General features: G+C 62.5%; 13 protein-coding genes and 1 pseudogene. 2 read left to right on the plus strand and 12 right to left on the minus strand.

Going from position 1 to position 19,771, the window contains the following annotated elements; all coding sequences use genetic code 11:
* The first annotated feature begins 11 nt into the window (after window positions 1–11).
* A complete protein-coding gene (locus AC5O5I_RS10630; RefSeq protein ID WP_494512546.1) occupies window positions 12–3,161 on the plus strand; it encodes an efflux RND transporter permease subunit in 3,150 nt (1,049 codons plus the stop codon).
* 119 nt (window positions 3,162–3,280) lie between these two features.
* Here the strand turns inward: AC5O5I_RS10630 and AC5O5I_RS10635 are convergent, their stop codons facing one another.
* From AC5O5I_RS10635 to AC5O5I_RS10655, 5 genes are all read right to left on the minus strand, one after another.
* Window positions 3,281–4,618 carry an MFS transporter gene (locus AC5O5I_RS10635; protein WP_494512547.1) on the minus strand — a complete coding sequence of 446 codons (1,338 nt, stop codon included), beginning with the start codon at window positions 4,616–4,618 and terminating at the stop codon, window positions 3,281–3,283.
* Between the two features lie 180 nt (window positions 4,619–4,798).
* On the minus strand, window positions 4,799–5,065 hold the full coding sequence (locus AC5O5I_RS10640; protein ID WP_172226218.1) for a hypothetical protein: 267 nt from the start codon (window positions 5,063–5,065) through the stop codon (window positions 4,799–4,801).
* Window positions 5,066–5,158: 93 nt separating this feature from the next.
* Window positions 5,159–7,309: a TonB-dependent receptor gene (locus tag AC5O5I_RS10645; protein WP_494512548.1), complete on the minus strand. Its 2,151-nt coding sequence runs from the start codon at window positions 7,307–7,309 to the stop codon at window positions 5,159–5,161.
* A gap of 68 nt (window positions 7,310–7,377) precedes the next feature.
* Window positions 7,378–7,788, minus strand: a complete 411-nt coding sequence (locus AC5O5I_RS10650) for a DUF2946 family protein (protein ID WP_172226248.1) — start codon at window positions 7,786–7,788, stop codon at window positions 7,378–7,380.
* Between the two features lie 81 nt (window positions 7,789–7,869).
* A complete protein-coding gene (locus AC5O5I_RS10655; protein WP_172226245.1) occupies window positions 7,870–8,775 on the minus strand; it encodes an AraC family transcriptional regulator in 906 nt (301 codons plus the stop codon).
* A gap of 180 nt (window positions 8,776–8,955) precedes the next feature.
* Here AC5O5I_RS10655 and calA point away from each other — a divergent pair, with 180 nt between their 5' ends.
* A complete protein-coding gene (gene calA / locus AC5O5I_RS10660) occupies window positions 8,956–10,008 on the plus strand; it encodes a vanillin reductase (RefSeq protein ID WP_172226242.1) in 1,053 nt (350 codons plus the stop codon).
* Window positions 10,009–10,225: 217 nt separating this feature from the next.
* Here calA and AC5O5I_RS10665 read toward each other — a convergent pair whose 3' ends face one another.
* The 7 genes and pseudogenes from AC5O5I_RS10665 to AC5O5I_RS10695 all read right to left on the minus strand — a co-directional run bounded on the left by AC5O5I_RS10665 (window position 10,226) and on the right by AC5O5I_RS10695 (window position 19,739).
* Window positions 10,226–11,551, minus strand: a complete 1,326-nt coding sequence (locus AC5O5I_RS10665) for an MFS transporter (RefSeq protein ID WP_172226239.1) — start codon at window positions 11,549–11,551, stop codon at window positions 10,226–10,228.
* A gap of 282 nt (window positions 11,552–11,833) precedes the next feature.
* On the minus strand, window positions 11,834–12,223 hold the full coding sequence (locus tag AC5O5I_RS10670) for a histone-like nucleoid-structuring protein, MvaT/MvaU family (RefSeq protein ID WP_172226236.1): 390 nt from the start codon (window positions 12,221–12,223) through the stop codon (window positions 11,834–11,836).
* 292 nt (window positions 12,224–12,515) lie between these two features.
* Complete coding sequence (locus AC5O5I_RS10675; RefSeq protein WP_494512549.1) at window positions 12,516–12,773, minus strand: PAAR domain-containing protein; 258 nt, start codon at window positions 12,771–12,773, stop codon at window positions 12,516–12,518.
* Window positions 12,770–13,666 carry a DUF6708 domain-containing protein gene (locus AC5O5I_RS10680; RefSeq protein ID WP_494512550.1) on the minus strand — a complete coding sequence of 299 codons (897 nt, stop codon included), beginning with the start codon at window positions 13,664–13,666 and terminating at the stop codon, window positions 12,770–12,772. The genes AC5O5I_RS10675 and AC5O5I_RS10680 overlap by 4 nt, the downstream gene beginning before the upstream one ends.
* A 2-nt stretch (window positions 13,667–13,668) precedes the next feature.
* Window positions 13,669–16,658: pseudogene (locus AC5O5I_RS10685) on the minus strand (T6SS effector BTH_I2691 family protein).
* Window positions 16,651–17,574, minus strand: a complete 924-nt coding sequence (locus AC5O5I_RS10690; RefSeq protein ID WP_172288572.1) for a DUF4123 domain-containing protein — start codon at window positions 17,572–17,574, stop codon at window positions 16,651–16,653. Before AC5O5I_RS10690 ends, AC5O5I_RS10685 begins: the two are co-directional and overlap by 8 nt.
* Window positions 17,571–19,739: a type VI secretion system Vgr family protein gene (locus tag AC5O5I_RS10695; RefSeq protein WP_494512551.1), complete on the minus strand. Its 2,169-nt coding sequence runs from the start codon at window positions 19,737–19,739 to the stop codon at window positions 17,571–17,573. Before AC5O5I_RS10695 ends, AC5O5I_RS10690 begins: the two co-directional genes overlap by 4 nt.
* Window positions 19,740–19,771 lie beyond the last annotated feature (32 nt).

Raw genomic sequence — 19,771 nt, forward strand, 5'->3', positions numbered from 1 at the left:
GGGACACCTGCATGTTCGAACGCCTGATCCAATTCGCCATCGAGCAGCGCCTGGTGGTGATGCTGGCCGTGGTCCTGATGGCCGCGGTGGGTATCCACAGTTACCAGAAGCTGCCGATCGACGCCGTACCCGACATCACCAACGTCCAGGTACAGATCAACACCGCCGCCCCCGGCTATTCGCCGCTGGAGACCGAGCAGCGCATCACCTTCGCCATCGAGACCGCCATGGCCGGCCTGCCCGGGCTGCAGCAGACCCGCTCGTTGTCGCGCTCCGGTTTGTCGCAGGTTACGGTCATCTTCGATGACGATACCGACCTGTTCTTCGCCCGCCAGCTGGTCAACGAGCGCCTGCAAGTGGCCCGCGAGCAGTTGCCCGATGGCATCCAGGCTGGCCTGGGGCCGATCTCTACCGGGCTGGGCGAGATTTTCCTGTGGACTGTGGAGGCCGAGGAGGGGGCGCTGAAGGATGACGGTAGCCCTTACACCCTGACCGACCTGCGGGTGATCCAGGACTGGATCATCAAGCCGCAGCTGCGCAATGTGCCGGGGGTGGCCGAAGTCAACAGCATCGGCGGCCATGCCAAGCAGTACCTGATTGCGCCGGAGCCCAAGCGCCTGGCCGCCTACAAACTCACCCTGAACGATCTGATCACGGCGCTGGAGCGCAACAACGGGAACGTCGGCGCCGGCTACGTCGAGCGCAACGGCGAACAGTTGCTGATCCGTGCGCCCGGGCAGGTGGCCTCCGCCGAGGACATCGCCAACATCGTCATCTCCAGCGTCGACGGCACCCCGATCCGCGTCAGCCATGTCGCCCAGGTTGGCCTGGGCGAGGAACTGCGTTCGGGCGCGGCAACCGAAAACGGCCGCGAGGTGGTGTTGGGCACGGTGTTCATGCTGATCGGCGAGAACAGCCGCACGGTGTCCCAGGCGGTGGCTGCCAAGCTGGTCGAGATCAACCGCAATCTGCCCAAGGGCGTGGTCGCGGTGACGGTGTACGACCGCACCAACCTGGTGGAAAAAGCCATTGCCACGGTGAAGAAGAACCTGGTCGAAGGCGCCATCCTGGTCATCGCCGTGCTGTTCCTGTTCCTGGGCAACATCCGCGCTGCACTGATTACCGCCATGGTCATTCCGCTGTCGATGCTGTTCACCTTTACCGGCATGTTCAGCAACAAGGTCAGCGCCAACCTGATGAGCCTGGGTGCGCTGGACTTCGGCATCATCGTCGACGGCGCGGTGGTGATCGTGGAAAACGCTATCCGCCGCCTGGCACATGCCCAGCAACGGCATGGCCGCATGCTGACCCGCAGCGAGCGCTTCCATGAAGTGTTTGCCGCCGCCCGCGAGGCGCGTCGGCCGCTGATCTACGGGCAGCTCATCATCATGGTGGTGTACCTGCCGATCTTCGCCCTGACCGGGGTCGAGGGCAAGATGTTCCACCCCATGGCCTTTACCGTGGTCATGGCCCTGCTCGGCGCCATGATCCTCTCGGTGACCTTCGTGCCCGCGGCCCTCGCGCTGTTCGTCACCGGCAAGGTCAAGGAAGAGGAAGGCCTGGTGATGCGTACCGCGCGCCAGCGCTATGCCCCGGTGCTGGCCTGGGTGCTGGTCCGGCGCAAGCTGGCGTTCACCGCCGCCGCCACCCTGGTGGTGTTGTCCGGGGTGATGGCCAGCCGCATGGGCAGCGAGTTCATCCCCAGCCTCAGCGAGGGGGACTTTGCCCTGCAGGCCCTGCGCGTGCCGGGTACCAGCCTGTCGCAGTCGGTGGACATGCAGCAGCGTCTGGAACGGGCGATCATAGCCCAGGTGCCGGAAGTGGAACGGGTGTTCGCCCGTACCGGCACGGCCGAAATTGCCTCCGACCCGATGCCGCCGAACATTTCCGACGCCTATGTGATGCTGCGTCCAACTGCGCAATGGGCCGACCCGGGCAAGCCACGGGACGAATTGATCGCCGAGGTGCAGCGGGCTGCGGCCAGCGTGCCGGGCAGCAATCACGAGCTGTCGCAGCCGATTCAGCTTCGCTTCAACGAGCTGATTTCCGGGGTGCGCAGTGATGTGGCGGTGAAACTGTTCGGTGATGACATGGACGTGCTCAACCGCACCGCTGCGCAGATCGCCAGCAGCCTGCAGGGCGTGCCTGGCGCCTCGGAGGTGAAGGTCGAGCAGACCACCGGCCTGCCGGTGCTGACCATCGACATCGACCGCGACAAGGCCGCCCGCCATGGCCTGAATGTGGGCGACGTACAGGATGCCATCGCCATCGCCGTGGGTGGCCGTACGGCCGGCACCCTGTATGAAGGCGACCGTCGCTTCGATATGGTGGTGCGCCTTTCGGAAACCCTGCGCACCGATGTCGACGGGCTGGCCAGCCTGTTGATCCCGGTGCCGGCCAGTGCCACTGCGGGCACCGGGCAAATCGGCTTTATCCCGCTGTCGCAGGTGGCCACGCTGAACCTGCAGCTTGGGCCCAACCAGGTCAGCCGTGAGGACGGCAAGCGGGTGGTGGTGGTCAGTGCCAATGTGCGCGGGCGTGACCTGGGCTCGTTTGTCGATGAGGCCGAACAGGCGTTGATTGGCCAAGTGCCGATACCGCCGGGTTACTGGACGCGTTGGGGTGGCCAGTTCGAGCAGTTGCAGTCGGCGACCGAGCGGCTGCAGGTGGTGGTGCCGGTAGCCTTGCTGCTGGTCATGGCGCTGTTGCTGATGATGTTCAACAACCTCAGGGATGGGCTGCTGGTATTTACCGGCATTCCGTTCGCCCTTACCGGTGGGGTGCTGGCGCTATGGCTGCGGGATATTCCGCTGTCCATTTCTGCCGGGGTGGGGTTCATTGCCCTGTCCGGGGTAGCGGTGCTCAACGGGCTGGTGATGATCGCCTTCATCCGTGGCTTGCGTGAGGAAGGGCGCACGTTGCGGGTGGCGGTCGAGGAGGGCGCGCTGACGCGGTTGCGGCCGGTGCTGATGACGGCACTGGTGGCGTCGCTTGGGTTCATCCCGATGGCCTTGGCTACCGGAACCGGGGCAGAGGTGCAACGGCCGCTGGCGACCGTGGTGATTGGCGGGATCTTGTCGTCTACCGCACTGACATTGCTGGTGTTGCCGGCGCTGTATCAGTGGGCGTATCGGCGGGAGGAGGAGGCGCAGGAGGGCTGATAATCCGGGGCGCCAGCTCCCACAGGGATCGCGGCTGTCGGCCTTGACGCAATCCCTGTGGGAGCTGGCTTGTCGTGGCGACGAACCGCGGCGATGGGCCGCGCAGCGGCCCCAGGATTTCAAACGTTACGACGAGCCTCACCGCTAGCGCCGTCCGCCGCCACGTCATCATGCAACGAAATCCGCGAAGTCTCCGGCAACGCCAACCCCCCGACCAACGCCACCAGGGCAATCACCACCAGGTAGAACGCCGGGGCCAGGCTGCTGCCGGTCTGCCCGATCAGCCAGGTCGCCACCAGCGGCGCGGTACCGCCAAACAATGTGTAGGCGACGTTGTAGGTAATCGCCGAGGCGGTATAGCGGGTGCGGGTAGGGAAACTTTCCGACAGCAACGCCGCGGTCACCACGCCGCTGCACAATGCCCCCACCGCCAGCAGTATCACCCCCAGCAGTGCGCCCGACAGCGAACCGGAGCTGGCCAGCCAATACGCCGGGAACACGCACAGCATCACCCACAGGCAGGTAAAGCCGATGGTCTTGCGCCGCCCGACCCGGTCCGAGAACGCCCCGGCCAGCGGGCAGCCGACGGCGGCGAAGAGCAGGGCCACGGTGGTTACCAGCAGCGACTGCGCACGGGTCAGGTTGCCGACCAGTTGCAGGTACGTGGCGAAGTAGGTGGTGAACATGTAGAACGACAGCGCCGTCAGCGAGATGAAAGCGCCCAGGTTACGAATCGCCCGGCCATGGTGACGCAGGGTTTCCTTGAGAGGCGAGTGTTCGTGCTGCTTGCCTTGAGCGACCGCTTCACGGAAGGCCGGGGTTTCTTCCATGCGCCAGCGCAGGTACAGCCCGACCAGCCCCAACGGTGCCGCGATCAGGAACGGAACACGCCAGCCCCAGGCACTCATGGCCTCGGCAGACAGGCTGGCCTCCAGGCCATAGGCGATCACCGCTGCACAGGCAAAGGCGGAAAAGGTCGAGACCGGTACGAAACTGCCATAAAAGGCTCGCTTGTCGCTGGGCGCGTGCTCCATCAGGTAGGCGCAGGCACCGGCATACTCGCCACCGGCAGAAAAGCCCTGCAGGCAGCGCGCCAGGGTCAGCAGCACGGGGGCGACCAGGCCGATGCTGGCGTAGGTTGGCAACAGGCCGATCAGGGTTGTGGAGCCGGCCATAAGCAGGATGGTCAGCGACAGGATGCGCTTGCGCCCCAGCCGGTCGCCCAGCGCACCGAACACGATGCCGCCCAGTGGGCGCAGGGCAAAGGCCACGGCGAACACCGCAAAGGTCTTGAGCAAGGCTACGCTGGCGTCCTCGCTGGCAAAGAACTGGCTGGCGATCAGCGTGGCGAGAAAGCCGTAGACGGCAAAGTCGAACCATTCGACGAAGTTGCCGATGGCCGAGGCAGCGATCACCCGGCGCAGGGTGGCGGGGGATACCTCATGAGGTGCGGGCATGCGGGGGCTCTCCGGTTCCATTGGTAGTATTCGCCAGTAGATAACCGGGAGCGCAAGGGTGCTGTGTCGAGGGCGACCTCGGGATATTCGATTCAACCAGGGGCGCAGTGTTCTTACAGTCTCCCGACCTTCCACGGCGCGTATTCGAGTTCGCTGTAGCCCTGGGCCTTGCCCTGTTCGTCAGTACTGAAGCCGGGCAGCCGGCTCAGGTCCAGCGTCAGGCTCGCCGGTATCGGCGGTGGCGATACCGAGTTGCAACGCTTGCTGCATGTCACGGGTGAAGGTTTGCAGGCTGAGCGTGTCGGGCTCGGAGGCAGGACGGCTCTGGCAGCCTGTCAGCGCGATGAGGGTGACAACCACCAGCGCTGGGGACAACGGTCTGAACAGAGGGACTTCCTTGATGATGCAGGGGCCAGCTTTCATGCCGGCATGGGTGATGACGACCATTATCACTCAGGGCGGTCGACGGTTTTGTGGAGTTTGTGCGTAGGAACTGCCCTTAAGGACGATGCCAGCACCAGGCCGGCATCGCCCTGTGCATCAGAAGCGCATGTCCAGCGCCAGTTCGACGGTGCGCGGTGGCCCCATGTAGTACTGGCTGCTGTAGGCCTGCTTGGCGTACACCTCGTCGGTCAGGTTGCGCACGCGCCCGGTAAGCGTGGTCTGCTCACCCAGCCGGTAGCGGGCGAAGGCGCCGAACAGCGTGTACGCCGGGGCCTTGAGGCTGTTGGCGTTGTCGGCATACACCGAACCCACGTAGCGCCCGTCCGCGCCCACCGACCACGCCGCGGACAGGCTGTAGGTCAGCCACAGGTTGGCGACACTGGCCGGCACGTTCACCGGGGCGTTGCCCTTGCGCGACACCGACACGCCGTTGACCGCCTCGTTGAACTCATCGTATTGCGCATCGACATAGGCATAGTTGGCCTCGGCCAGCAGTCTCGGCGTTACCTGCAGGCGCCCGGACAACTCCACGCCCCGCGAGGTCTGCTGTCCGGCCTGGACCGTGAGGTTGGCGTCGTTCGAGTCGCGTACGGCAAAGTCCTTGCGCACGATCTGGTACAGCGCCAGCGTGGCCGCGCCGCGCCCATCGAGGAAATCGAACTTGCTGCCCACCTCCCACTGCTCGCCTTTGGACAGGTCGAACAACCCCACGTTGGAATAGGTCGCTGCCGCCAGCGAACCGGCAGGCAAGTCGGCCGAACTGCTGTACTGCGCATAAAGGCTGGCGTTGGCGGTCAACGCATAGGTCAGGCCGATGCGCCCGGACAGCGGTTCCCAGCGGCGCTCGAAATACGCCGGCGAGGTTGGCGTGACCGCACCGTAGTTGGTTACCTGCATGTCCAGGTAGTCGTAGCGCAGGGCGGTCAGCAGGGCCAGGCGCTCGGTGAGCTGCAGGCGGTTTTCGGCAAACACCGCGCGGTTGGTTACCTCGTGGCGGCGTTGCTTGGTCAGGCCGGCATTGACCCCGGGTATGTCATCGAAGCTGCCGGGGTCGAAGTGCTCGGCATCCACCACATCGCTCCAGCTGCTGGAAGTGGGGTAGAGGGTCTGGCGCATGCGCGAGTATTCCAGCCCCAGCGACCACTGGCTGGCCAGGCCAAGCAGCTGGTTGTCGTGGCGCACTTCGAGGCGGTCGCCCAGCAGGTTCTGCTGGTGGCTTTGCAGGTAGGGGCTGCTGCGCTGCACTTTGCCGTCGGGTGTATAGGCGTAGCGTTCGAGGTTGCGGTAATCGCGCTGGGCGTTGTAGTGGTACAGGGTGTTCTGCACGCTGGTGCTGTCGCTGACCTGGTAATCGAGGATCGAGCGCAGCCAGCGCACCCGCTGCTCGTAGCGGCCGTCGGCGACGTTGTAGTTTTCGAAGCGGCGGCTGTTGTCGATTTTCATCGTGCTGCGCCCGGGGAGGATCGGCGAGCCCCAGTAGGGGCTGTCTTCGCGGTCTTCCTGATACTCCAGCGCCAGGGTGTGGGTGAGGTTGGGCGCCAGATCGCTGAGCAGCGAGAACGCCAGGCTGTCGCTGTGCCGCTCGTTGCGGTCGACGTAGCCGTTGCCATGCCCGCGGCTAAAGTCCAGGCGGGCGAAGTTCCGGGCGTCGGCCGGGTTGCTGGCCAGTGCCTGGTTGATGCCGAACGCCACTTCGCTGTCGTCGAAACTGCCGTAGCGGATACGGCCGTCGACGATTTGCTGGTCGCGGCTGGCCAGCTTGCTGATGTAGTTGATCGAGCCGCCCACCGCACCGGCGCCATGCAGGAACGAGGAGGGGCCGCCGATCAGCTCGACCCGGTCGAGCACCCAGGCATCTATCGGTCGGGTGGCACTGCTGTAGCCCAGGTTGATGCCGTTGTACAACTGGGTGACCTGATTCTGGGTGAAGCCGCGGTAGGCGACGAAACCGCCAAAGCCGGGGTTTGCCGAGGCGTTGACGCCGGTCATGGCGTTGATCACGTCCTGGCTGTCCTTGGCGCCGCGTTCTTCGATCAGGCGGCGGTCCGAGACACTGACCGAGGCGGGCGTTTCCCGCGCGGTCAGGCCCAGGCGTGAGCCCGTGCGGATCGGCTCGTCCAGTTGTACGCCGCTGGCGGGGTCGCGCTCACCGTCGATGGTGGTGGCGCCCAGTTCCACGGCGGCGCCGTCGGCCCAGGCAAAGCTGCAGGTGCCCATCAGGAGCACCAGGGAGGAATGGCGAAGCATGTTGATGTGTCTTCCACGCAAAGGTCATGGCTGACCGCGAGCGCGCAGGCAGGCGCGCCCGGCTGAGGTCAGGCGAGATGAAGTATGGCTGCGGGGATGGCTGTGGGGGAGGCGCGAGGATTGAGCGCGGGGCGTAGGTAGCGCGGGGGCGGCTGCGCCCAGCTGCGCACGACGATGGGCGAGTTGGCAACGGCTTGCGCCGGGGTGAGCGACCAGCCGCTGCTGCCGAGCGGCACGGCCAGGCCAAATGAGGAGCACACCGGGCAGTCGAGCTGGGCCATGTGCTGGTCACCGCCGGCGCCATCGAGGTCGATGGCCACGCCGTGTTCGCTGTTGACCGAGCAGAAACCGCCTTCCAGGCCAGCCAGGCGCAGGCCGCCCATCTGGCCATGATGCAGGCCGCACAGCAACAGGCTGAACAGGACGCTGGCATAGAGCGTCCAGGCAGTCAGCGTGCGAGTGTGCCGGGTGGTTTTCATGGCGGCGAATCTACCACCCGGATGAACGGTCGGGTAGCTCTTTGACGCTACAATTTCACGCTGCCTTGCAGCCCTGTCGCCTCAAACCGGCAAACTCTGGTAGGGCAACTCGTCCCCCGGGCTGCGCTCGAACTGGCGCTTGTACTCGCGGCTGAACTGCGACGTGCTCTGGTAGCCCACCCGGTGTGCCGCCTGCGCCACCCCAAGGCCTTCGCCGATCAGCATCTGCTGCGCCTTCAGCAACCGCAGGCGCTTGAGGTACTGCATCGGCGCCATGTCGGTGCAACGTTTGAAATGCTCGTGGAACGTGGAAACACTCATGTTGGCGCGTGCCGCCAGCGCCTCCACGCTCAGCGGTTCGGTGTAGTGCTCGCGCAGGTGAGCGAGGGCGGCGCCGATGCGGGCGAAGTGCCCCTGTTGCTCCACCAGTGCCCGCAACACGCCGGCTTGCGGGCCGCGCAGGGCGGTGTACAGCACCTCGCGGACCCGCGACGCGCCTAGCACTTTGGCGTCCAGCGGGTCCTGCAGGCAGCGCAGCAAGCGCTCCACGCTTTCGCGCATGGGTGCGTCCAGCGCCGCCGAGGTCATCGATTGCGGTGTTTGCGCCTGCACCGCAACGTCCGGCGCCAGGTCCATGCGCTGCACCAGTTCACCGAGCACGGCACGGTCGATGTCCACCGCCACCCCCAGCAACGGCGCTTCGCGGGTGGCGAAGGTTTCACACATGAACGGCACCGACAATGCCTGCACCAGGTAGTGCCCCGCGCCGTATTCCAGGGTGCGTGGGCCGAGGCGGGCCAGCTTGCTGCCCTGCGCCAGGATCATCAGGCTGGGCTCATAGATCTGCGGGCTGCTGGCCACATAGTGGTCCCAGCTGAGTACCTGCACCTGGGGCAAATGCGTGGACACGAAACCCGGGCGGGTGGCGAGGCTGCGAATCAGTTCGCAGAGCGGCGCATTGGCATCGACGTGGCGGGTCAGTTGCATAGTGAACCAAGGCAGAGAATCAGACAGCCTGATCATCGCAGATTGGAGGCAGAGCGCCAGGTGTCCTATGGCATCTTCGGAGAATCAGGCATGCATGCCGGAGGATCAGCCGTGGGCGCGGCGGTAAACCACGCGCAGAATGCGCCGCCTGAATCGTTTCACTTCACTGCGAGGCCCTGCATGTACACTGCCATTGGTTACGCCGCCCAAACCCCCACCAGCCCCCTGGCCCCCATGACCTTCGAGCGCCGCAGCCCGCGCCCGGACGACGTCGCGATCGAGATCCTGTACTGCGGCGTGTGCCACTCCGACATCCACCAGGCGCGCAACGAATGGGGCATCGCCGTGTACCCGCTGATGCCTGGCCACGAGATCATCGGCCGCGTCACTGCGGTGGGTGGCCAGGTGACGGCGCACAAGGTCGGCGACCTGGTTGGCGTCGGCTGCATGGTCGACTCCTGCCGCCACTGCGAGGCCTGCGCCAAGGATCTGGAGCAGTACTGCCTGGAAGGCCCGACCATGACCTATGCCACCCCCGACCGCGTCGACGGCAGCAACACCATGGGCGGTTACTCCAGCAGCATCGTGGTCAGTGAGCACTTTGTGCTGCGTATCCCGGCCGGCATGGACCTGCCCAGCGCCGCGCCGATCCTGTGCGCCGGCATCACCACCTATTCGCCGCTCAAGCATCATGGCGTCGGCCCGGGCCACAAGATCGGCATCCTCGGCATGGGTGGTCTGGGCCACATGGGCATCAAGCTGGCCAAGGCCCTGGGCGCCGAAGTGACCTTGTTCACCCGCTCCCAGGCCAAGGCCGAGGAAGCCCGCCGACAAGGCGCCGACCACGTGATCGTGTCCACCGATGCTGAACAGATGCGCGCCGCTGCCGGCCGTTTCGATTTCCTGCTCGATACCATTCCGGTGCAGCACGACCTCAACCCGTACCTTGAAACGCTGAAGTTCGATGGCGTGCACATCCTGGTCGGCCTGATCGAACCGATCGACCCGGCGGTGCATGCTGCCAACCTGGTGATGAAGCGCCGGGTGCTGGCAGGGTCGTTGATCGGTGGGGTCGCTGAAACCCAGGAGGTGCTGGATTTCTGTGCCGAGCATGACATTCGCTGTGATATTGAGATGCTGGATATCCGCAATATCAACCAGGCGTATGAGCGGATGATTGCCGGGGATGTGAAGTATCGATTCGTGATCGACATGGCCACGTTGCAGCGCTGATTGATCGGTTGCCTGAGGTGGCCTCTGCGCGGGGGAAGCTACGGGGATCGCATCAAGGCTAACGGTTGCTGCAGGCCTTGCGGCAGGCCCTTGTCAGCCCTGACGCGATCCCCATGGGCTGGCCTGCCGGCGATCACCCCGGCGCATTCAGCAGGTCCGGTCACCCAGGCAAAAAAAGGGCCCGCAAGGGCCCCGTAGAGGTAAATGGCTAACGTCCTCAGGCGCTCTCGATCTTGCGCGGCGCCATGAAGTACATCCACACCAACGCCAGGAAGTACATGGCCGGAATCATGGTGAACAACACGGCATAGTTGTTGTGGGTAGCAGTCAGCACGCTACCGACAATCTGCGTCATGAACATGCCGCCAATCGCCGCGCACATGCTGCCGAAGCCGAACACTGTGCTCACCAGGTGCTTGGGTGTGTAGTCCATCACCAGGCTCCAGATGTTCGCCGTCCACGCCTGGTGCGCACCCACCGCCAGCGAGATGGCCGCCACTGCGACCCACAGGCCGCTGGCGTTTGCCGCGAAGGTGACGCTGAGCATGGTGCAGGCAAAGATCAGCATCGACACCAACCGCGCAGTGGTTGCGCGCACGCCGCGTCCGATCAGCCAGGACGACAGGATGCCGCCACCGATGCTGCCAAAGTCTGCAGTCAGCCAGATGATGATCAGCGGGATGCCCATCTGGGTCACGTCGATGCCCAGGCTGTATTGCTGGTTGAGGAACGGCGGCAGCCAGTACAGGTAGAACCAGAACACCGGCGCAGTAATCGCATAGGCCACTGCGAACGCCCAGGTGCCACGCAAGCGCAAGATGCGGCTGAATGGCACGCGAGTGGGCTCGGGCTCGTCATCCTGCTGGATGTACTCGACCTCGCTTTGGCGCACGCTGGGGTGGTCTTCAGGGTTGTAGTACTTCAGCAGCCACAGCACCACCCACACCAGGCCCAGGCTGCCCATGGCGATAAACGCGGCCTGCCAGCCCCACACCGCCAGGATCACCGGCAGCAGCGCCGGGGTGACCATGGCGCCGACGTTGGTACCCGCATTGAACAGGCCGGTGGCAATCGCCCGCTCACCCGCCGGGAACCACAGGCGTACGGTCTTCACGCAGGCCGGGTAGTTGGCGGCCTCGGTCAGACCAAGAATGAAACGGCAAACCATGAAACCGGCCGCCGAGGTGGCCAGGCCGTGGGCCCCGGTGGCCAGGCTCCATAGCAGCACGGCAAAGAAGAACGCGCGCTTTACTCCGACCTTGTCGATCAAACGGCCCTGCAGCAGGAAGCCGATCGCATAGCCGACCTGGAACCAGAAATTGATGTTGGCGTAGTCCATCGCCGTCCAGCTCATTTCCTTGGCCAGCACCGGCTGCATGATGCCGAGTGCGGCGCGGTCGATGTAGTTCAGGGTGGTGGCGAAGAACACCAGGGCAAGCATGCCCCAGCGGGTCTTGCCGACGCCGAAGGCGCCGCGAAGCTTGTCGCCGATCGAACCCTGAGGCATCCGGGTGGCGGCGGGGGTGATCTTGGAATGGTTCATAGACTGCTCGTTTCTTGAAATTGTAGTCAGCTGCGGTGCTACGGGTACGTGACCAGTTACCGGGCAGAGGGCACGCAAGGCCGGTGCATGGTGAGCAGTGATGCCGGCAGCGTCAATTCGAGAGACGGGCTACTGTTCGGTTATCGAACGGTTGCGTTGCCTGCGTGTGGGGCAGGGGCCGGTCAATTGATGAAGGTAGTCGGGACTGGCGCTGGATACAGGATGGCGCAAGTCGTGCGGGAGGGGGGAAGTGCGGGTTATGGACGTCATGCCAGCGTGCATTCAGGCCCAGGCAGTAGCCCAGCGCTCGACCTCGGCGCGGCCGTATTGCTCGATCCACGATCGCACTGTCTTGTGCAAAGTGCTTTTCGCTTCCACCACCTCGCCCGTGTACGGGTTCTTGTAGTACTTGCTTTGCCGCGCGCGGTAACGCGGGGATGGTGCGAGACGAGACCAATGCTGATAACTATCGTCGTATTCCTGCCGGCTCTGGCTCTCGAGGATGGCCACGACATTCGACAGGTTGAACTGGTATTCGGCAAGCAAGTCGTGGAGTTTGCATTCGAATTCGAATTCGCGTTTGAAATGGGGATTGACCTTGATGAAGGAAAGTTCGGATTTTTTAGCAGCGAGCAGGCGCTCCAGGGCGCGGAATTCGGCAAGGCGGGACATGGTTCATCTCCAGCGGTTGATGGAGATAGTGTTAGTGGCTGCAAAGCCGTAATGCAAGCAGTGAAATAATTTGAGAAGTTATTTTTGAAGATGTTAGTGGGTGTGTCGGCGAATGGTTTGTTTAATGCCGAGAGATATCTGTAAGTTTGTTCCTACACGAGAGTACTTGATAGAACATGGCGTGGTTCCATGGGGCGTTCCTGAAAGAAGCGGCTGGCGATAAGAGGCCGCAGGACGGCCCCGGTCGTTGACAGGCAGGCATGAGAATGCACGGCTTAGTTGGTGGTTGCGGTTAGTTAATCAGCCAACCCGGGTCTCCCTCGACCAGCACGCCTCCATGGCTGGTAGTATCTCCCTCCCTGGCGGCCGGTTGGCCTTCGATGATCGTGCAGGCAGCGCCGGTTTCGATGACGGCGCCGCAACTGATGCGGTCGCCGACCCGTGCGATGGCCTTGCCATCCACGAACGCGGCGCTTGCCCCGGTTTCCACGATGCCCACCCCATGGATCGGGCACTCATGACGATGGCCTACAAGTACGATGGGTTTCATTTGCGCTTCCTTTTACCTGGTTGAATGACCGGTGCTTCTTCGAAGGCCGCCTGGGGTGGTGCGGCGGCCCGGATGTTGAAGAGCCGGCAGAGGCCGTACCAGCAGATGGCAAGCGTGAGGTTGTAGGGGAACAGCACCGCCCAGAATGGCAATTGCCAGTTCTTTTTGCCCTGCATTTCTCCCGGCTCGCCGGTTCGCCATGGGGCATAGTGGCGCCAGGCTTCTGCCGGGGTCAGACAGATGGCGTGAAGCGGCTTGTGCCACCAGTTGGGTTCACTTGGCGGGGGAAGTTTGTCCGGGCCGTGGTCCATGAAATGGCGTAGGTATTCCCAGACTTCGGCGACGTGCCTGACCCCGGGTTCTGTGGGTTCGTTGCTGTCGATCCAGAGGCAGTCTTTCTGATGGAGAGTGCCGTCCTCTCGGCGAGGGGCGAAGGCAAGGGCGTAACTGGTGCTGAACGACGAGCCACCATATTCGGTGCGTTTGAAAACGCCTCCGCCGGTATTGTTCCAGTCGAAGACAATTAACTTGCTTAAGCGTTGATAGTAAATTTTTTGGGTTGAGCGGTTGAGGCAGAAGCTGGATAAGCCTTTTATGAAATATATTCGATAAATCAGGAATGGAAGAAAGATCAAAGGCCCGCACGCTGTTCCGATGATCAAGATAGGGTTGAAGGTATAGGGGGCCCAGGCTTCGTTGGACAGCAGGAATGGAAAAAAGCCGATCATCAAAGCGATAATCATCGCGCAGTACAGCTTGCCCATGAAGACAGAGTCTGTGACCCAAGGATTACGCAGGCATAAAGTGGTTTCGGATAAGCTAGCTAGCTGCCCGCCAATGGCGGGTTTATGCCCTGAGGCTGATGTTGTGTTGAATATCCAGATGGTCGCCATGATCAGCGCTCGAGAAGGAAGTTTGAGTGGGTCTCACTGTCGCCATCTAACCCCTGATTAGATAAGTAGACTAGCCGCAGAGATATAGATTTATGGTGGGTTAGCGTGTTTTTGAAATGCAAAACCAACCCGGCGCCTGTGATGTGCCCGGTAGGCGTGATGGGGAACACGTCCATACCTTGGTCGCTACGAAAGGCGGCCAAACTTCCAGCCCATTCGCTTACCCCTAGCACGAAGCTTGGCAGAAGCACTACGAACTCAGCGGTTGGTTGAGTCGTGGCTACTTCGTTGCGTGTGATGGCAGTCCAGTCTGGTGGCGCCCAGTGATTGTTCTCACGCCATCTGCTATCGATGCTCTTTACACCGAGTGATCGAGCTTGCTCGGCTGATAGCACTTTTGGCCCATAATGCTCATTGTGCCAAGCTTTGATTTCTGCGTGCAGCGAAGTAAAGGCGGGAAGTTTCTTCTCATAGTCCAGCGTAATTTCAGCGCGGGTTTCTCCATCATTGATGCGATTGCCGAAGATGCTGCGGGCTGCCCAAAGCTCAATTGAACTGTGAAGGTGCTCGTGAGCTTTGGCATGAAGGTAGAGACCTCCTGCAATGATGCCCACCCCTACGAGGACAACCGCAACTGCAGCCCATCCGGCAAAGGGCACAATCGATGTAGCGCCCGCGACTGCAAGTCCTGCCTCAAGGACGACAGCAGAACCCAATGCCATGGTTAATCCACCAGTCATTGTGTATGCGGCCGCCGCTTGATTGCCGTTTGCATTCTGACGCCATGCTTTGGAACCATCAGAAAACAAGCTAAACGCTATTGCGGGATACCCCGCCAAACGCGCAAACAGATTACTGCTCAAAAACTGATAACGCCGTTGCCAAAAGCCATCCCCGGGGCTGTTGAACTCAGCCTCAGCATGACGGCCTTTTGCGTGGCCCGTGTGCTGACCAACGTCGCCGCTGCCGCACCGATCACGCCAAAAATGGATGAAGCAAACCCCATCGCGTATTCCGGGGCATCGCTCTTCTGCAGGCTGTTATAGGCCGTCTTCAGCGACAGCACGTTGAACCACAGCATCCCCGCGTTCAAACCGCCTCCGCCGCCAGAAACAAGCAACCCGACAAAGTTAGGCTTCACCCGCGCGGTAGTGGTCAGTTCAATTGACACCGTTCGGCTTCCCGAGATACGCAGTTGCTTCATTTCTTCAACTTGCGCCATCCCGTTCTTGAGGTATTTCTCTACCTCCTGGCTGAACGGATTTTCCCGAATTGCCTGCTCGGTGATCCGATACCGGGCTGCCAGCAGCCCCAGCGCTTTCTCGGCATTGCCTTCACGTGCTGCCAGCAGCACTTGCTGACGCAGGCCATGACTGGCATCCCACCTTGTCTTTCCACGCAAGCGCTTGAGCACCACGGCATTGACCGACTGGGCGGTGAGGTCGGTGATGTCGGCCATGGCCGGGAAACGACCGGCCAGGCCCTCGACCACATTGTCGCTGGCGCCGAACAGACTGCCGATCGAGTCGGCCTTGTCCTTGAACGGGTTGAACGGTGCCAGGGCTGTGTACAGCGGGCTGTCGTGCTGATCCAGCCACTGTTCCAGGCGTTTGAAGCGTCGATCCTGGTCTTCGGTACCGGGTGTTGGCTGACCCATTGGATTGATTATCAGCGCCAGGGATATTTCCAGGCCGCGGGCGGAGAGGCGTTCGTCACGGTCGTAGCAGGCCAGCGCCGCAGCAAGGCTGTAGGGATTATCGACAGCAGCGGCCTCCGCCGTGGCCAGCCAGACGTCGTGATCGTTGCTGGCTTGCAAGGCCAGGTTGCGCAGGCTTGCAAGCCGCTCTTCCAGCGCATCGCGTTCAGCGAGAAAGCGCAGGTATTTGGCGGTATCAATGCGCTGTGCCAGGCGGGCGCCGCCGGGGGAGTAGTCCTGGTGAGTGAGGGCCTCGAAGCGTGCCGCTGCCGGAGCAGCGGCGGGGCCGCGGCGTTCCGTGTTGATCCTGAAGGCGGCCAGCTCCGGTGACGGTGCATCGGCCGGGTACAGGCTTTCCAGCGTCTTGTTCAGCAGCATGCCCACCAGGTTGCGATGGTGGAAATCGCGGCTTTGTCGGCTCAGCTGTTCGGCATCCAGCCGGTAGCACGCCGGCACCCGTTCATGCTCGGGGCCTTGCGCAGGTCGGGTGTGTTCCAGCTGCTCGGCGGGCATCAGGTCACGCAGTTGATGCTGGTAGGCCGACACCGACAGGCCCAGGTCCAGGGCCATGCCTTCGGCATCGGCGAGGGCCACCACCACCGGGACTTTCGGCTGGGTACTCGGGTAGTGCCGCGCCATGGCGGTGAGGTTGCCGATGGGCAGCGTGTCGGTGAACGGATGGCTACTCCAGGTCAGTGGCATGCGCCGGCTGGCCGGCTTGAAGTCTTCGACCCAGGTTTGCAGGGCGCTGACCGGCAACACATGGGGCTGGTTGGACGGTGACTGGTTGCCGGCCACCAGCTCGGCCATGTCCAGCTGGCGCATATGCCGTTTGCGCAAGGCGGCTGAACCGGTGATGCGCGCGGTCGTGGCGTTGGTCCACAAATGCGGGCTGTAGCCGATCCACACTTCCTTGGCGGTGTCCGGGCAGGTATCGGCCCACACCCAGCCCACGGTCCGGCTGGCCTGGTAGCGATGACGCAGGTGATAGGCCTCCAGGCCCCGGTAGTGCAGTTCCTTGTAGTGGCCTTCGCCGTCGTATTCATGAATGACCAGCTTTTCGCCCTGGGGGCCTTGCATGAACACGTAGATGTAGCCAGGGCGCAGGGCACGCAGGGTGTAGGCGGAGTGCTGCAGGGGGGTAAAGCCTTGTTCCAGGTTGAAGCCTGCGTCGGCGTAGCGGCAGGCAGGGGTAGCGCCCGTACGCGGCACGATGGCATAGCGCACCGGCAGGATCGGCACGCGCGCACTGCAGGCAGGGCCGGAGGTGGCACTGCTGACACTGGCGTCATTCATGGACGGGCTCCTTGCTTTCTATCAAGGCTTGCAGTTCGCGAAGGCGGCTCTGTGGGGACTCATCGAGGTTGGTGTAGATCTTCCCGGCTTGATCATTGCCCATGAGCCACATGTGCCTAGCCATCAGCCTGATGAACTGCCCAGCGACTTCCTCATCGCGGAAGTTGAGGGCCTTCAGTTGTGGCAGCAGGGTTTCAATCCAGCGCCGAATGTCGGCCAATATATGGGTGGAAGGGTGTTGCAGCGCTAACACCTCATGCGCCAAAGACAGAACGAAGTGCTCGTGCATGCCTGCTTGCAATCGCTCGATTTCCAACTGGCGAAGGCGCATGGGGGTGTCCGCGAAGGAGCGGCCGGTGGTCGGGCTGCGCTCAAGGGTTTTCCACGCGTGAGCCGGCCCCCAGTTGGCTCGCCAGGCCAGTGAAGTCACTGGCCCAAGCCAAGTGGCCAGATGGTCGTCATCCAGTGCATTCAGCCAGGCTTCGAGATGGTCCGGTTTGAAGTGAAAGGTCGCAGATCCCTGATCGGGAAGGGTGATTTGAACAAGGCTGGTGAAGTGAGCTGCCAACGCGGTGAGGCCAATCTGCGCATCCAGGGCAATGGCGCCGCCAATCGGCATCCAGGTCGATATAGCATGGACAAGCAGATCAGGCGCTTCCGTCACGTCTACCAGCAACGGCCCAAAATCATGCTGCTCGTCCAGAATGCTGCGCCTCCACAGCCATTCATGCTGGGTATTTCGGTTTACGTCATTGATGAGCTCAAGCACCGAGGGGGCATAGGCCGGGACCAGTTCACCTTCCTGAGGGATGGGTCGGTAGGCCCAGTATTCGAGCACGCTGGTCATGAGCACCAGAAAGCGAGCGCCTTGTCCGAACTGCTCGCCAGGCGGTGCGTTCGAAGTGGTGGTGTTCATTGGCCCGGCCCTCTGATGCAGCGGCAGTCGGGCAGCCCGCAGGTGCCATCGGGGCGGCGCCCGCATCCACGTTCAAGGGGTTTTCCCGTGACCGGTGCGCTGCTGATGGAAAAGGGGTTGGTTGCCCCGTCTGCCGATTTGAGCAACTGGCCGTTTATGCGGATTGTCGGGCCCTCCAGGGTGATGCCTGTCCCATCGATCTGGATGGAACCCCCAGGGCCCTGAATGATCACGGCTTGCGCTGTGCGTAGCTCGTAGCGGCGGGTGCGCCTGCGGATTTCTCCTCGGGCTTCGAGCTCGGCATGCCCTTCGACCTGCTGTTCGAGGTTGCCGCCGATGCTGCTGTGATGATTGGCGGCAATCTTGTCGTGGCGGTGATTGCCGATGGTTTCCACACGGTCCTTGGCAATCTTGATGGTCTGGTTACGGCCGACATCCAGAGCAGCGTCCTGTCCGATGCTGACGCGCTCATCATTGCCGACCGTTTCAGTGCGGTCATGGCCGATCTGAATCGATTCGTCGTTATCGACCTGTTCGGTGCGGTCATTACCGACCTGCGTGGACTCATCGTGCCTGACCACGATGTTCTGGTCTTTCTGTGCGTGGATGAACACCTCTTCCTGCCCCAGTTCATCTTCAAAACGCAGTTCGTTGAAGCCATTTCCCTTGTGGGTCTGGCTTTTGATGGTCATACGCGTCTTGTGTCGGGGCAGGTCATAGGGCGGTAGCTGATCACCGCAATAGGTACGCCCGGTGATCATCGGCTGGTCTGGGTCGCCATTGACGTATTGGATGATCACGTCCTGGCCGATACGCGGGATGGCCATCGCGCCCCAACTGCCTCCGGCCCAGCCTTGCGATACCCGCACCCAGCAAGAGCTGAACTCGTTGCTCCTGCTCTCGCGGTCCCAGGGGAAGCTGACCTTGACCCGGCCCCACTCGTCGCAATAGATCTCCTCACCGGGCGGGCCGACCACGGTGGCCATGTGCGGGCCGTCCACGCGAGGTTTCTGCAAAGGGGCAGGGCGCCATTCGGTGCGACCTGGCACCAGCACTGCGGTTTGCTCATAGCGCGTGCTTTGGTCGACGCTGGCAGCCTCTTCCTGCAGGCTGGTGAACTGGCGGCCCTTGTGAACGACACTGTTCACTCGCCAGTGGGCATTGAGGTCATCGCGAGGGTGACCGGTCAGCGTGAAGCTCAGCCCGGGTTGTAGCCGTGCGTCATCCCCCTGAACTTCGGCAATGCGTGCATCATGACGCAAGGCGGTGATGCGGTTTTCAGTGAACGGTTTGCCCACCGCATCGCGCTTGTAGCGGCCGGGATAATCGAAGCGCTCATATTCGCTGGACTGATGCTCCAGAAAGGGGCCAGACGCGCGGTGTTCCTGGCGATAGGCAGGATGGGTGAAGGTGTAATCGCGCTGGACCTGCCGCGCTGTCCGCACCTGCTCGCTATAGCGCAAGCGCCGCAGGCAGGGCCTGGCCTGATCGCCGCCACTGTTGGACTGATACAGCACGGTATTGGGGTCAATCACTTCCCCGTCTTCAAAAAATCCTTCGTCTTCATCCTCGCGCTTGAGCGCGCCGTGGCTGATCAGGCCAAGCGACTGCACGCGATCCGTGATGATCAGTTTGTGCAGCTTTTCACTATGCTCGAAGCGGTAGACAAAGCCTTCTTCTGCAGCGAGGCGGGCGATAAAGGCAAGGTCGGTTTCACCGGCCTGGACGCAGAACTCGCGCACTTGATGGTTATCGACCGCGTGCAGTTCGTACTGATCGATGCCCTGGCGTTTGAGCATCAACTCAAGAATCTGCGGCACGGTTTTTTGTTGGAAGATGCGCCAGTTCGAACGCAGGCCGGCGCGGGCCAGAATGGGTTCGACCAGCGCGTGATAGTAGGTGCGGTAAAAGCCGCTTTCGCCCTGGCTGAAGCTGCTCACCAGGCCGTTCACGTAACGCACCGGCCCTTCTTCATCCAGGATGGTGAGTACCACCGGTTTGTCCAGCACTTGGCCGAAGTCGATATCGGGCTCGAAGCTGACCAGCTCCAGTTCCAAAGTAAAGGGTGCGCTGATCGCTTCCCTGAGTTCAAACGACACCACTTCGAACTCAACGTCGCCCACCAGTGGCTCGAATCTGTAGCGCAAATCAGATTGGCTAGGCATAAAAGATCCTTGTCCGCCGTCCGAAGAGTTGA

This window comes from Pseudomonas sp. 9_2_1, assembly GCF_059295275.1.